Source organism: Bacillus atrophaeus (genome assembly GCF_039519175.1).
Classification (GTDB): domain Bacteria; phylum Bacillota; class Bacilli; order Bacillales; family Bacillaceae; genus Bacillus; species Bacillus atrophaeus.
This window is the reverse complement of the sequence record NZ_CP154443.1, coordinates 482,039-495,988: the sequence shown is the minus strand read 5'-3', so window position 1 is coordinate 495,988 and position 13,950 is coordinate 482,039. Positions and strand designations below refer to the sequence as shown.

Genomic DNA, 13,950 nt, shown 5'->3' with positions numbered 1-13,950 from the left:
GCCATATAATATAAGTAATCAATATATGATTATGTGCTCATATATATAAATGTGTTAAACAATGCTCATTCATAAGTGTAAAGCGGGAACCCTAATTCGGAAGGTAAGGTGAGACAGATGGAAAAAGGCAAGCAGGAATTTATGCTGAACGGTTTGGATTGCAGCAACTGTGCGAAAAAAATTGAAAATGGCGTCAGGGGCATTGACGGAATTGACTCGTGCGCAGTCAATTTTGCGGCAAGCACGTTAACTGTCTCATCTAGCGAAAAAGATGAACAATGGCTGCTGAATGAGGTGGCGAAAAAGGTAAAATCAATTGAATCCCATGTGACTGTCCGCCCGAAACATGAGAAAAAACCAGCAGATGACGGCTATAAAAAACGATTGCAGCACATGCTGTTAAGACTTGCGGCGGGAGCGGTTCTGGGAGCGATTGCGCTTTTGGCCCACCCCGGCGCGGCAATGGAATTTTTACTATACTTCGCGGCTTACCTCATCATCGGCGGCGACATTGTCGCAAGGGCAATCAAAAATATTTTCCGGGGACAAGTGTTTGATGAGCATTTTCTGATGGCTCTGGCCACAATCGGCGCTTTTATCATTCATCAATACCCTGAAGGCGTTGCGGTTATGCTGTTTTATCAAATCGGCGAACTGTTTCAGGGAGCAGCCGTCAGCCGGTCTAGAAAGTCAATTAGTGAATTAATGGACATCAGGCCGGATTATGCGAACCTCAAAACCGGCGAGGGCATTCGTCTTGTCTCACCGGAGGAAGTAAAGATCGGAGACATTATCATTGTAAATCCGGGAGAAAATATTCCGCTGGACGGGCGTGTTGCAGCCGGAGCGTCAATGGTTGACACATCAGCATTGACAGGTGAATCCGTTCCGAAAAAAGCGGAAAAAGGAAAAGACGTGATGGCGGGCTTTATCAATCAAAACGGCGTGCTGCACATAGAAGTTACAAAAGGTTATGAGGATTCCGCCGTTTCGAAAATATTGGATTTAGTCCAAAACGCAAGCAGCCGGAAAGCGCAGACGGAAAACTTTATTACGAAGTTTGCCAAGTATTATACGCCGGCGGTTGTCATCATTGCCGTGCTTCTGGCATTTTTGCCGCCGCTTCTTATCTCCGGCGCCGTGCTGTCTGACTGGGTGTACCGCGCGCTTATATTCTTAGTTATTTCTTGTCCGTGCGCCTTGGTCGTCTCTATTCCGCTCGGTTTTTTCGGCGGTATCGGAGCAGCGTCTAAAGCGGGCGTACTCGTGAAGGGAAGCAATTATTTAGAAGCGCTGAACCAGGTGAAGTATGCAGTCTTTGATAAAACAGGAACATTAACAAAAGGAAGCTTTGAAGTGACTGAATTGAATCCGGCGGGGGAATTTACAAAAGAAGAGCTGCTCGAGACTGCTGCTTTAGCTGAGATACATTCACAGCACCCGATTGCCGAATCAATCAGAAAAGCTTATGGGAAAACGCTATCTGCTGAAGCGATTAAGTCCTACGAGGAAATTCCCGGACACGGCATTAAAGCAACGGTAAACGGAAAAGCCATATTGGCGGGTAATATGAAGCTGATGGATAAGGAGCAAATTGATCACGGTCAAACCGGGATGACGGGAACCGTCGTTCACATCGCGATTGATCATCGGTATGCCGGCTCAATTGTGATTGCCGATGAAATCAAAGAAGACGCCAAACAGGCCGTCACTGCATTAAAAGCACTCGGGGTCAAACGCACCATCATGCTGACTGGTGATACAAAACAGACTGGAGAAGCTGTCGGAAAGTCAGTGGGGATCGACGACATTTATGCAGATCTGCTGCCGCAGGATAAAGTGGAGCAGATAGAGGCACTGGAAGCCAAACTCCTGCCCAATGAAAAGCTGATTTTTGTAGGTGACGGCATCAATGACACGCCTGTACTAGCACGGGCGGATATCGGAGCCGCAATGGGCGGTCTTGGATCAGATGCCGCAGTAGAAGCCGCGGATATCGTTCTTATGACAGATCAGCCTTCCAAAATAGCAGAAGCGATTCGTGTTGCGAGACGGACACGGCGCATTGTATGGCAAAACATCGGCTTCGCATTAGGCGTTAAAGCGATATTCCTTTTGCTCGGAGCGCTTGGTTTTGCGACAATGTGGGAGGCTGTTTTTTCAGATGTCGGTGTTACGCTGCTTGCGGTGGGGAACGCTATGCGGATTATGAGACTGAAAAATGAGTAATTGTCGGAGAGTATTCATTTTTTCAGGCTTTTCTATAACAGGTTGTCTTGGTAAAATGAAGAAGCGGCCATAGCCGCTTCTTTTTTAAATTTTAAACGATGAGGTGTCTGAGTGAAAAAGAAACAGCAGTCTTCTGCGAAATTCGCGGTTATCCTTACGGTTATCGTCGTTGTGTTACTGGCAGGGATCGTTTTGATTAACAATAGTACACAGCAAAGCAGCGAAACGGTTTCGAGTCAGCCGTCCATTAAAGGACAGCCTGTGCTCGGCAAGAATGATGCGCCTGTAACGGTAGTGGAATTCGGAGATTACAAATGTCCTTCCTGCAAAGTATTCAACAACGACATTTTTCCAAAAATCCAGAAGGACTTTATTGACAAGGGCGATGTGAAATTTTCTTTTGTAAATGTTATGTTCCACGGTAAGGGTTCAAGGCTAGCGGCTCTTGCATCAGAGGAAGTATGGAAAGAAGATCCTGACTCCTTCTGGTCATTTCATGAAAAGCTGTTTGAAGAACAGCCGAACACAGAGCAAGAGTGGGTAACACCTGCGTTACTGGGAAATGTCGCAAAGAGTACAACGAAGGTCAATCCTGCTACGCTGAAGGAGAATCTCGATAAAGAAACGTTTTCTTCGGAAGTGGAAAAGGACTCTGAGCTTAATAATAAATTAAACATTCAAGCGACCCCAACCATTTATGTGAATGATAAAGTCATTAAGAAATTTGGCGATTATAGCGAGATTAAAAAAGCGATAGAAAAAGAGCTGAAAGGAAAGCAGTAGCATGAAAAATAGAATTGTATTTTTATATGCTTCCTGGGTCGTCGCTCTTATCGCCATGCTGGGCAGCCTGTATTTCAGCGAAATTAAAAAGTTCATCCCGTGTGAACTGTGCTGGTACCAGCGAATTCTCATGTATCCGCTTGTCCTTATTTTAGGGATCGCAACGTTTCAAGGTGATGTCCGCGTAAAGAAATATGTGCTTCCGATGTCGATTATCGGAGCATGTATTTCGATCATGCATTATCTGGAACAAAAAGTGCCGGGATTTAGCGGGGTAAAGCCGTGCGTAAGCGGTGTGCCTTGCTCTGGCCAATATATTAACTGGTTCGGTTTTATTACAATTCCTTTTTTGGCGCTGATTGCCTTTATCCTCATCATCATTTTTATGTGCTTTGTCAAAGGAGAAAAATCTGAACAATAGAAAAAAGCATCCGCATAAGCGGGTGCTTTTTTAACGGTACCAAGCTTTGTTTGTTGTAATCTGCCTGTTGTGGGCACTGTCCCACGTATCGACGGTATAAGAATAATCATAGTTCATAATGCAGCGGATGCCGCTTCCTTGTGCGTCATGAGAAAGTCCGAAGTTATGGGAGAACTCATGCTGGGCCGCTTTTGCCGTATTCGCTGTTCCTTGATCAAGGTTGACGCTGAATGCCGGACCGCTTGGCTTTCCGTTGTATACGTAAGCAATGCCGCCTGCGTCAAAACTTGATTTTGCAGTAAAACCGGCAACAAATTTATAGTTTTGGTATCTGAAGCTGTTTTGGAGATTAGAGAGAATTTGAGAGCTGTTTGAGCCGGAAGAAGTCCACGGCTGGACAGCCTGCACGACAAAATCAATGTCATGATCCCGGTTAAAAGCCACATCGGCCTGTTCGATAATTTGGACAATTCTTGTCTGCCAGTCACTGTACTTTGCGCGGTATTCAGCATCCGCTACAGCGAGTACGCTCACCTTTTGGCTTCCGGTGCCTGCTTTAGTTGAAGCTTTGTCTTCCCTAACATTTGCTTTATACCGTTTTTTGCCGACCTGCTTGCCGTTTTCGTCCAGAATCTTTGTGTCGACTGTTTGTTCGATTTGAACCTTTCCGTTATAATCTTTAAAATCTTTTGCCTTCGGAAGCGAATCCGCATAGGTTGTTTTCGCCTTCTCCGCATGATGGTGATGATCGTGGCCGGCCTCAAGATTTCCCGCAGATGTCAGACCCGGAATAATACCCGCTGTAAGCAAAACTGAAAAAGCAATTGAACGCATCTTCATCCATGATTCCTCCTTTTTTTTACAGTAGATGTATTCACTGCACATAATGAAATACCTTCTTCTATAGTTAAAAACAGGAAAATTGTTCTGGCTTTTTTTAGTTTCCAGAGGGCAATGTGACTGTTTATAAAATGGAATGATGCCGAAAAATAAGCTATGGTCCCGGCTGCTTCAGCATTATTATCTGATCTTTCTAAATTTATCTTTTTTTCTGTGTAAATGAGGTTGATTTTAGAGCGAAGCGATTATAAAATCTAGAGGTCGTCAGAAAATTTCATAAAAATAAAGGGAGTCAGAGGAATGGCTTGGGAACTGCTCAGTGTAATTGGTATCATTGCGTTTGCGGTCAGCGGCGCGATTGTTGCGATGGAAGAAGAGTATGATATTTTAGGAGTTTATATATTGGGAATTGTCACAGCGTTCGGAGGGGGCGCGATTCGCAATGTGCTGATTGGAGTGCCCGTTTCGGCTTTATGGGAACAGGGCGCATTCTTTCAAATCGCTTTAGCGTCGATTACGATTGTTTTCTTGTTCCCGAAACTGTTGCTGAAGCATTGGAACAAATGGGGAAATTTATCAGATGCGATCGGCCTCGCTGCCTTCACGATTCAGGGCGCGCTGTATGCCGTTAAAATGGGGCATCCGCTTAGTGCGGTCATTGTCGCGGCTGTACTGACGGGAAGCGGGGGCGGAATTGTTCGCGATTTACTTGCCGGAAGAAAGCCGATGGTGCTGAAAGCAGAAATTTATGCCGTTTGGGCGGCGCTGGGCGGTTTAATTGTCGGTCTTGGCTGGATGGGAAACTCGGTCGGGCTATACGTGCTGTTCATTATGCTGGTGGCATGCCGCGTCTGTTCATATATGTTTAAATGGAAGCTGCCAAACCGTTCCTTTTATGTGAATAACTAATATACAAAAAAACCGATATCCAATAGGAATCGGTTTTTTTCATTATAAATAACCCAAACCTTGAACTCAGGTGGGCAGATATGTTAAGATAAACTGTATTTAGTATTTTTTTGTATATATTAAATTTATATCCAATTTAATTATACCGTATTTTGTCTTCGCTTGTCAAATACTTTCCGGAGGTGCCGTTCATGGAAAAAGAGAAAAAGGAATGGGAACAGGAGCAGTCAAGAGTCGAAGCTATACTGACAGAGCTGGACAAAAAACAAAAGAAGCTCGAAACATCAGCCGGCGGGTTAAAGCATGATATTATCGGCATCAGAAAAAACTTCTGGGAGGACGTCACCGTTAACATGGATGACGCTCATGAAGCTGCCGAAACGTTTTCCAGCATCAAGCAGCAGGCTGAAATTCTGTCTGAAAGGGAACGGAGCCATCGGCACATATATCGGCAGATTCAAAATATAAAAAAATTAAGGGCATCTCCTTATTTCGGGCGGGTTGATTTTATTGAACAAGGAGATCAGAAACCGGAACAAGTATACATTGGCCTTACCTCATGTATGGATGAGAATGAGGAACGCTTTCTCGTCTACGATTGGAGGGCGCCGATTTCAAGTCTCTACTATAATTATTCCCCAGGAAAAGCTGAGTACGAGGTGCCGGGTGAAACGATAGAAGGAGAGATTGTGCTGAAGCGCCAGTTTATCATTAAAAACGGCACGCTTAAGGCAATGTTTAACACAGATATGACAATCGGGGATGAGATGCTGCAAGAAGTGTTAAGCAGCCATTCGAACACCCAAATGAAAAACATCGTGTCTACAATTCAAAAAGAGCAAAATCAGATTATCCGTAATGAAACAAGCAAATATTTAATCGTTCAGGGAGCTGCGGGAAGCGGAAAAACATCCGCGGCGCTTCAGCGAGTTGCCTATTTGCTCTATCGGTGGCGCGGGGTGATTGATGCCCGGCAAATTGTGCTGTTTTCCCCAAACTTTTTGTTTAACAGCTATGTGTCCGCCGTGCTGCCTGAGCTTGGAGAAGATAACATGGAACAGACAACGTTTCAGGAGTATATCGAGCATCGGCTTGGGAGGAAGTTTCAATGTGAAAGCCCTTTTGAGCAGTTGGAATATTGTCTGTCAGAAACAAAAGAGAAAACCGCTGCCACAAGGCTGGCCGGTATTCAGTTTAAATCGGACTTGGCTTTTCAAGGATTGATTGACCGTTATGTCAACTGGCTTTCTTCCGAAGGGATTTTATTCAAAAATGTTGTTTTCCGGAAAGAAAAGCTGATCACAAAAGAGCAAATACGAACCTATTTTTATTCGCTGGAACAAAGCATTTCCATCCCGAACCGTATGGAGCTGACCGCGGAATGGCTGCTGTTGGAAATCGGCAAGATGGAAAAGAGGGAACGGCGTAAAGACTGGGTTATTCAAGATATCGAGCTTCTCGACAAGGAAGAGTTTTTAGAAGCCTATAAAAAGCTTCAAACCCGTGAGCAATTCAGCGAGCATACCTTTAACGATCATCAAAGAGAGCAGCAGCTGCTGGCGGCCATGATCGTAAAGAAGGCGTTCAAACCGATTAAACATGCGATTAAACAGCTTGCTTTTATTGATGTAAAACAATTGTATCTCCAGATGTTTTCTGATTGGGGCGATAATGCCGCAACTGGGCAGTGGGGAGCGATTGGCAAGCTGACTCGCGCGAGTTTTGCGCAGCGCTTGCTGCATTATGAAGATGCGGCGCCTTTTCTATATATGCAGGATAGTATTGAAGGCAGGAAACAAAATACACAGATCAAACACCTGTTTATCGACGAAGCTCAAGATTATTCGGCGTTTCAGCTTTCGTATTTGCGAAGCTTGTTTCCCGCCGCAAGAATGACCATTCTTGGCGACATCAATCAGTCCATCTACGCGCATGCAATGAACGGCGCTCAGCGTATGGATGCCTGTTTTGAAGAAAATGCTGCAGAATATATCCGTTTAATGAGAACCTACAGATCAACAAGGCAGATCGTTGAGTTTACAAAAGGGCTGCTCGTCGACGGCGCGGAAATTGAACCTTTTAACCGAAATGGAGAAAAGCCCCTCATTCAAAAGACGGAAGGACGGGCAGAACTGCACGCAAAGATCAAAGACACCATACAGCACTTCAAGAAAAATGGGCACGAAACCATCGCGGTTATTTGCAAAACTGTTCAGGAATGCAGACAGGCTTACAATGAGATCAGCAAGTATACGGACATCCGGCTGATCGATAAAGAAAATCAAACGTTCCAAAAGGGAGTCTGTTTGATTCCGGTTTATTTGGCAAAAGGAATCGAATTTGACGCGGTGATTGTCTATAATGCATCAGGCGAACAATACAAAACCGAGTACGACCGCAGGCTGTTATATACTGCTTGCACGCGCGCTATGCATGCTGTAACGATATTTTATCTAGGTGAAGCAAGTCCGTTTTTGCAGGCTGTTCCATCTCATTTGTATGAGGGCAAATAAAAGAGTGCCTGGAACATTACAGTAATATAAATGCCGAGAGAGAAGGGGAACCTTCTCTTTTTTTGTGAGGATATTCTGAGTCTTTTAATAGCATTTCAAGCCCGGCTTATTGAAGAAGTGTACTGGAAACAATTCATTCAAAGGAACAAAATTATTTCCAGTCTATCATTAGTAATCTTAATCGTTATCATCATGTTTATCTATTTTACTTAATTCTCATCTTCCGGTAAAGTTCAATAAGAAGCTTTTTTTTAAAAAGACCAACTATTTAAAAAAATGACGTACGATGAGTTAATATTCTTTGTGAGGTGGATATCGTTGCAACTTCAGGTAATGAACAGTCCGTTTAATCAGGAGCAGGCAGAGCTCCTTAACCGTCTTCTGCCGACCTTGACCGAATCTCAAAAAATCTGGCTGAGCGGTTATCTTGCCGCAGCCCAGTCTGGTTCTGTCCAAGGAACAGCGGAAGCGCCGGCGGCGCTTCCTGCCGGGGATACGGCGCAGACGATTTCAAAAGAAGTGACCATTCTTTACGGATCACAGACGGGCAACGCGCAGGGGCTTGCGGAAAATACGGGCAAGACGCTTGAAGGCCGCGGCTATCAAGTAAACGTTTCGTCCATGAGCGATTTTAAGCCGAACAATTTAAAGAAAATAAAAAATCTTCTTATTGTGGTGAGTACACATGGAGAGGGCGACCCGCCGGATAATGCGTTGTCATTCCATGAGTTTCTTCATAGCAGACGGGCGCCGAAGCTTGATGATCTCCGTTTTTCTGTATTGGCGCTTGGAGACAGCTCCTATGAGTTTTTCTGCCAAACGGGAAAAGAATTTGATGCCCGTTTGGAAGAACTCGGCGGAACACGGCTTTCTCCGCGTGTTGACTGCGATCTTGATTATGATGAGCCTGCGGCAGAATGGGTTGAAGAGGTCCTTGGCGGCTTGAGCGAAGCGCAAAGCGGTATTGCTGAGCCAACTCCGGCAGCGGCGCCTCAATCAGGTGAGCCGGCATATTCCCGAACAAATCCGTTCAGGGCAGAAGTGCTCGAGAATATTAATTTGAACGGACGCGGTTCAAATAAAGAAACACGCCATCTTGAGCTGTCACTTGAAGGATCAGGCCTCACATATGAACCGGGGGACAGCCTCGGCGTTTATCCGGAAAATGATCCGGCTCTTGTCGATATGCTTTTGGAGGAAATGAACTGGGACCCGGAAGAAGTGGTGACGGTCAATAAACAAGGAGACGTTCGTCCGCTCAAAGAAGCGCTTATTTCTCACTTTGAAATTACCGTTTTAACCAAACCGCTTCTTCAGCAGGCAGCGCAACTTTCTGCTGACGAGGATTTGCGTAAACTGTTATCGCCGGGCAATGAAGAAAAAGCAAAGGCGTATCTTGAAGGGCGTGATGTGCTCGATCTGGTTCGCGATTTCGGTCCGTGGGGCGTATCGGCGCAAGAATTTATCGCAATTCTCCGGAAAATGCCGGCCCGCCTTTATTCAATTGCGAGCAGCTTATCAGCGAATCCGGATGAAGTGCATCTGACAATCGGCGCTGTCCGGTATGATGCACACGGCCGTGAAAGAAAAGGCGTTTGCTCGATTTTATGCGCGGAACGTCTTCAGCCGGGAGATACATTGCCGATCTACATTCAGCATAACCAGAATTTTAAACTGCCGGATAACCCTGAAACACCGATCATTATGGTTGGCCCGGGGACAGGCATTGCGCCGTTCCGTTCTTTTATGCAGGAGCGCGAAGAAGCGGGAGCGGAAGGGAAATCATGGATGTTTTTCGGCGATCAGCATTTCGTAACGGATTTCCTTTACCAGACGGAATGGCAAAAGTGGCTGAAGGACGGCGTGCTGACGAAAATGGATGTTGCGTTCTCTCGTGATACAGACGAAAAAGTATATGTGCAGCACCGCATGCTTGAACACAGCAAAGAAATGTTCGCGTGGATTCAAGAAGGAGCGGCTGTTTACATTTGCGGAGATGAGAAGCACATGGCGCATGACGTGCATCAGGCTCTGATTGATATTATCGAAAAAGAAGGCGGCATGAGCCGCGAAAAAGCGGAAGAATACTTAGCGGATATGCAGCAGCAAAAACGTTACCAGCGTGACGTATACTGATTTTGGTTTGAAAGGAGTTTTTTCAACATGGTGAACAACATTTTAAAAGCACCGGAAGGCTCTCCGAGTGATGTTGAGGACATTAAAGAAAAAAGCGACTATTTGCGCGGCACACTCAAAGAAGTGATGCTCGACCGGATCAGCGCCGGAATCCCAGATGACGACAACCGCTTGATGAAGCACCACGGAAGCTATTTGCAGGATGACCGGGATCTCCGCAATGAACGGCAAAAGCAAAAGCTTGAACCGGCGTATCAGTTCATGCTGCGTGTCCGTATGCCGGGCGGTGTTTCGACGCCGGCTCAATGGCTTGTCATGGACGACCTGTCCCAGAAATACGGCAATAATACCTTAAAGCTTACAACCCGTGAGACATTTCAAATGCACGGCATTTTAAAATGGAACATGAAAAAAACAATTCAAGAGATTAATGCGGCCTTGTTAGATACGATTGCGGCTTGCGGCGACGTGAACCGTAACGTCATGTGCGCTTCAAATCCATATCAGTCTGAGATCCATACAGAAGTGTATGAATGGTCCAAAAAGCTGAGCGATGATCTTCTGCCGCGCACTAGGGCATATCATGAGATTTGGCTGGATGAGGAAAGAGTGGCCGGGACTCCGGAAACCGAAGAAGTCGAGCCGATGTACGGGCCTCTTTACTTGCCGCGGAAATTTAAAATCGGTATCGCTGTTCCTCCATCCAATGATGTTGATGTTTTCTCACAAGACCTCGGCTTCATTGCGATTGTGGAGGAAGGCAAGCTTATCGGTTTTAACGTGGCAATCGGCGGGGGCATGGGTATGACGCATGGTGACCAAGCGACATACCCGCAGCTGGCGAAGGTCATCGGATTCTGCAAACCTGAGCAAATGTATGATGTAGCGGAGAAAGTGATTACGATTCAGCGTGATTACGGAAACCGTTCCGTCCGAAAAAACGCGAGATTTAAGTATACAGTTGACCGTCTTGGAGTGGAAACGGTCAAAGCGGAGCTGGAAAACCGGCTCGGATGGAGCTTGGCGGAAGCAAAGGCTTTTCATTTCGACCATAACGGCGACCGCTACGGCTGGGTAAAAGGTGTAGAAGGCAAGTGGCATTTTACGCTCTTTGTTGAAGGCGGCCGTATTACCGATTATGATGATTACAAACTCATGACGGGATTACGTGAAATTGCAAAAGTCCATACCGGCGAATTCCGGCTGACATCAAATCAAAACTTGATTATTTCAAATGTCACAAGCCAGAATAAGGATGCCATCAGCAGCCTGATTGAAAAGTACGGGCTGACAGACGGAAGACAGCATTCAGCATTACGCCGCAGCTCTATGGCGTGTGTCGCACTGCCGACATGCGGACTGGCGATGGCGGAAGCGGAAAGATATTTGCCGGTTCTTATTGATAAAATAGAAGACATTGTGAATGAAAACGGCCTTCGTGATGAAGAAATCACGATTCGTATGACAGGGTGCCCGAACGGCTGTGCGCGCCATGCACTCGGCGAAATTGGGTTTATCGGGAAAGCGCCGGGCAAATACAACATGTATCTGGGCGCGGCCTTTGACGGCAGCCGCCTAAGCAAAATGTACCGCGAAAATATCGGTGAAGAAGAGATTTTAAGCGAACTGAATGTGCTTCTTTCCCGCTACGCGAAAGAACGGAATGAAGGGGAGCACTTTGGTGACTTTGTCATCCGCGCCGGTGTCATCAAAGCAACGACAGACGGAACGAATTTTCATCATGAATAAAGTGTATCAGAGACAGGATGGGCGCCTGTCTCTTTTTTTATCATTTAAAAGACAGAATCAGGCCATTCTAATAAGGAAAAGGGTAAAGGCAGACGAACAAAAGGATTTTTTTACTAAAGGCAAAAAAGTTCCCAGTAAGCATAATATGAGAAATTTTCTGCAAAAAAGGGTAACATATATAGAGAGACTAGTGTGGACGAAACTCATATCCATGGAATTATGATGAAAAACAAAGCCTTCATCTTCTCCTGCAAAGCACATCAAGACACAGGAAAACCATCATTTGTAATGAATGTTTTAAACATGCAGAGATTGAGGAGGTCGTGCATTTGGAAATATTTTTAGTTGTCCTTGTTCTACTAACCATTATTGCGATCTCAAATATCGTGAATCGGTTTATCCCTTTTATTCCGGTGCCGTTAATTCAGGTGGCGCTTGGAATCTTAGCAGCTGCATATCCGCGGGGGCTCCATTTTGATTTAAATCCGGAATTATTTTTTGTCCTGTTTATCGCACCGCTGTTATTCAACGACGGAAAGAGAACGCCGCGGGCGGAGCTTTGGAATTTAAGAGCGCCGATCTTACTTCTGGCTCTCGGCCTCGTGTTCGCTACCGTAATTGTCGGAGGGTATACGATTAATTGGATGATTCCGAGCATTCCGCTTCCTGCCGCATTTGGGCTTGCGGCCATTCTGTCGCCTACAGATGTGGTGGCGGTAAGTGCTTTATCAAGCAGAGTAAAGATGCCAAAAGGAATTCTCCGCCTGCTTGAAGGAGAAGGGCTGATGAATGATGCATCGGGACTTGTCGCCTTTAAATTTGCGATTGCGGCAGCCGTTACGGGAACTTTTTCATTAGCGGAAGCTGCCTTCAGCTTTGTGCTCATCGCTGCCGGTGGTTTATTGAGCGGTGTGATCATCTCCTTTTTGATCATACGCTTTCGGCTTTTCCTTCGCCGTCTCGGGATGCAGGACGTCACCATGCATATGCTGATTCAGATCTTGACTCCCTTTGTCATTTATCTGGCAGCTGAAGAAATCGGTGTTTCCGGCATTTTAGCAGTCGTGGCAGGCGGAATTACCCATGCGGTGGAACAAGACCGTCTGGAATCTTCAATGGTGAAACTGCAAATTGTATCATCAAGTACATGGAGTATTATTCTATTTATTTTAAACGGACTGGTCTTTGTTATCCTTGGAACGCAGATTCCTGATGTTATATCTGTTATCTTTAACGATACGGCATTTAATAATATGATGGTGATCGGTTATATTCTTGTCATCACCTTTACATTGATGCTTCTCAGGTTTCTTTGGGTTCTGTTCTTCTGGAACGGCAAGTGGTTCTTTAATAAAGACCAAAATATTTATAAACCGGGCCTTCGTTCAACGTTATTAATCTCTATTTCAGGCGTACGGGGAGCGGTTACGCTTGCGGGTTCGTTTTCGATTCCTTACTTTCTGGCGGACGGTACGTCGTTTCCTGAGCGAAACTTAATTATCTTTTTAGCGGCCGGCGTCATTTTGTGCACACTTGTCATTGCAAGTATCGTGCTGCCTATGCTGTCTGATAAAGAAGAGGAGAACGTGAAAGAGGAGAATGAAAAGCTGATGACAGCGAGACGCAAGCTGATTAAAACAGCCATTCATACGATAAAAGAAGACTTGAACGATACAAACAAAACAGCGTCCTTAGCGGTCATTGCCGAATACAATGAGAAAATGAAAAATCTTCGTTTTCAGCAATACACGACCAAAAGCCGTGTGAAAAAATATGAACGCAAACTCCGCGCTTACGGAGTGAAGGCTGAACAAGCAGAACTGATGCGGCTGCTTGACCGCGGAGAGATCCCTGAAGAAACGGCGAACAGCCTTCAGGAGAGATTCAATGAATTAGAAATGCTTTATGCCAATCCGTTTAAGGTTGGTTTATCAAAAACAAAGCTGAAACGCCTTCTGTATTGGATCTTTTTCGGACAGCTTAAAAAACCGGAAATGTCGATTCTGAATGAAGAGGGCTTGATCCGGTCAACCAGAGTGAAAACAGCTAAAGCAGCAATAGAAAACCTGAAAAAACATACGACAGATGAAAATAAAGAAGTGACGTACTCTGTGATCGCGTTTTACAATCACTTGATTTTCAGATTGGAACAGGGCCATCATGAGCAGAAATCGAATTCCCATTTCGAAAATCAAAAGCTTGAAGTGAAATTGAAGGCTGTGCAGGCCATACGAAATGAAATCCAAACACTCTTTGAGGAACGGGAAATTTCCCGCGATATCACCCATCAGCTCCGTCAGTATATCAATGATGTGGAAGCTGCGATGCTGGAGGGCGGAGATTAATTTTTACACAAAAAAAGCTGGCGGA

General features: G+C 45.4%; 9 protein-coding genes. 8 read left to right on the top strand and 1 reads right to left on the bottom strand.

Features of this window, described 5'->3' with window-relative positions:
* Window positions 1-117: 117 nt before the first annotated feature.
* The 3 genes from AAHT65_RS02645 (at window position 118) to AAHT65_RS02635 (ending at window position 3,433) form a co-directional block, all read left to right on the top strand.
* The gene (locus AAHT65_RS02645; protein ID WP_094232779.1) at window positions 118-2,229 is read left to right on the top strand and encodes a heavy metal translocating P-type ATPase; all 2,112 of its coding nucleotides are present in this window, start codon (window positions 118-120) and stop codon (window positions 2,227-2,229) included.
* Between the two features lie 111 nt (window positions 2,230-2,340).
* Window positions 2,341-3,012 carry a DsbA family protein gene (locus AAHT65_RS02640; protein ID WP_063637986.1) on the top strand — a complete coding sequence of 224 codons (672 nt, stop codon included), beginning with the start codon at window positions 2,341-2,343 and terminating at the stop codon, window positions 3,010-3,012.
* Window position 3,013: 1 nt separating this feature from the next.
* A complete protein-coding gene (locus AAHT65_RS02635; RefSeq protein WP_343310938.1) occupies window positions 3,014-3,433 on the top strand; it encodes a disulfide oxidoreductase in 420 nt (139 codons plus the stop codon).
* A gap of 30 nt (window positions 3,434-3,463) precedes the next feature.
* Here the strand turns inward: AAHT65_RS02635 and AAHT65_RS02630 are convergent, their stop codons facing one another.
* Window positions 3,464-4,273, bottom strand: coding sequence for a zinc-dependent metalloprotease (locus AAHT65_RS02630; protein ID WP_094232778.1), 810 nt, complete (start codon window positions 4,271-4,273; stop codon window positions 3,464-3,466).
* A 300-nt stretch (window positions 4,274-4,573) separates the two neighbouring features.
* Here AAHT65_RS02630 and AAHT65_RS02625 point away from each other — a divergent pair, with 300 nt between their 5' ends.
* The 5 genes from AAHT65_RS02625 to AAHT65_RS02605 all read left to right on the top strand — a co-directional run bounded on the left by AAHT65_RS02625 (window position 4,574) and on the right by AAHT65_RS02605 (window position 13,925).
* On the top strand, window positions 4,574-5,182 hold the full coding sequence (locus tag AAHT65_RS02625; protein ID WP_010789927.1) for a trimeric intracellular cation channel family protein: 609 nt from the start codon (window positions 4,574-4,576) through the stop codon (window positions 5,180-5,182).
* Window positions 5,183-5,373: 191 nt separating this feature from the next.
* Window positions 5,374-7,695 carry an RNA polymerase recycling motor HelD gene (helD, locus tag AAHT65_RS02620; RefSeq protein WP_343310937.1) on the top strand — a complete coding sequence of 774 codons (2,322 nt, stop codon included), beginning with the start codon at window positions 5,374-5,376 and terminating at the stop codon, window positions 7,693-7,695.
* A gap of 318 nt (window positions 7,696-8,013) precedes the next feature.
* Window positions 8,014-9,831 carry an assimilatory sulfite reductase (NADPH) flavoprotein subunit gene (locus AAHT65_RS02615; RefSeq protein WP_343310936.1) on the top strand — a complete coding sequence of 606 codons (1,818 nt, stop codon included), beginning with the start codon at window positions 8,014-8,016 and terminating at the stop codon, window positions 9,829-9,831.
* Window positions 9,832-9,858: 27 nt separating this feature from the next.
* Window positions 9,859-11,580 (top strand): assimilatory sulfite reductase (NADPH) hemoprotein subunit, encoded by a 1,722-nt coding sequence (gene cysI, locus AAHT65_RS02610; RefSeq protein ID WP_003326931.1) that lies wholly within the window; start codon window positions 9,859-9,861, stop codon window positions 11,578-11,580.
* A 329-nt stretch (window positions 11,581-11,909) separates the two neighbouring features.
* On the top strand, window positions 11,910-13,925 hold the full coding sequence (locus tag AAHT65_RS02605) for a Na+/H+ antiporter (RefSeq protein ID WP_003326933.1): 2,016 nt from the start codon (window positions 11,910-11,912) through the stop codon (window positions 13,923-13,925).
* The last annotated feature ends 25 nt before the right edge of the window (window positions 13,926-13,950 follow it).

What these genes read in the sequence shown, in the direction of transcription:
- AAHT65_RS02645 (WP_094232779.1), top strand. Translation starts at nt 118, where the DNA reads ATGGAAAAAGGCAAGCAGGAATTTATGCTGAACGGTTTGGATTGCAGC.
- AAHT65_RS02635 (WP_343310938.1), top strand. Translation starts at nt 3,014, where the DNA reads ATGAAAAATAGAATTGTATTTTTATATGCTTCCTGGGTCGTCGCTCTT.
- AAHT65_RS02630 (WP_094232778.1), bottom strand. Translation starts at nt 4,273, where the DNA reads ATGAAGATGCGTTCAATTGCTTTTTCAGTTTTGCTTACAGCGGGTATT.
- AAHT65_RS02625 (WP_010789927.1), top strand. Translation starts at nt 4,574, where the DNA reads ATGGCTTGGGAACTGCTCAGTGTAATTGGTATCATTGCGTTTGCGGTC.
- helD (WP_343310937.1), top strand. Translation starts at nt 5,374, where the DNA reads ATGGAAAAAGAGAAAAAGGAATGGGAACAGGAGCAGTCAAGAGTCGAA.
- cysI (WP_003326931.1), top strand. Translation starts at nt 9,859, where the DNA reads ATGGTGAACAACATTTTAAAAGCACCGGAAGGCTCTCCGAGTGATGTT.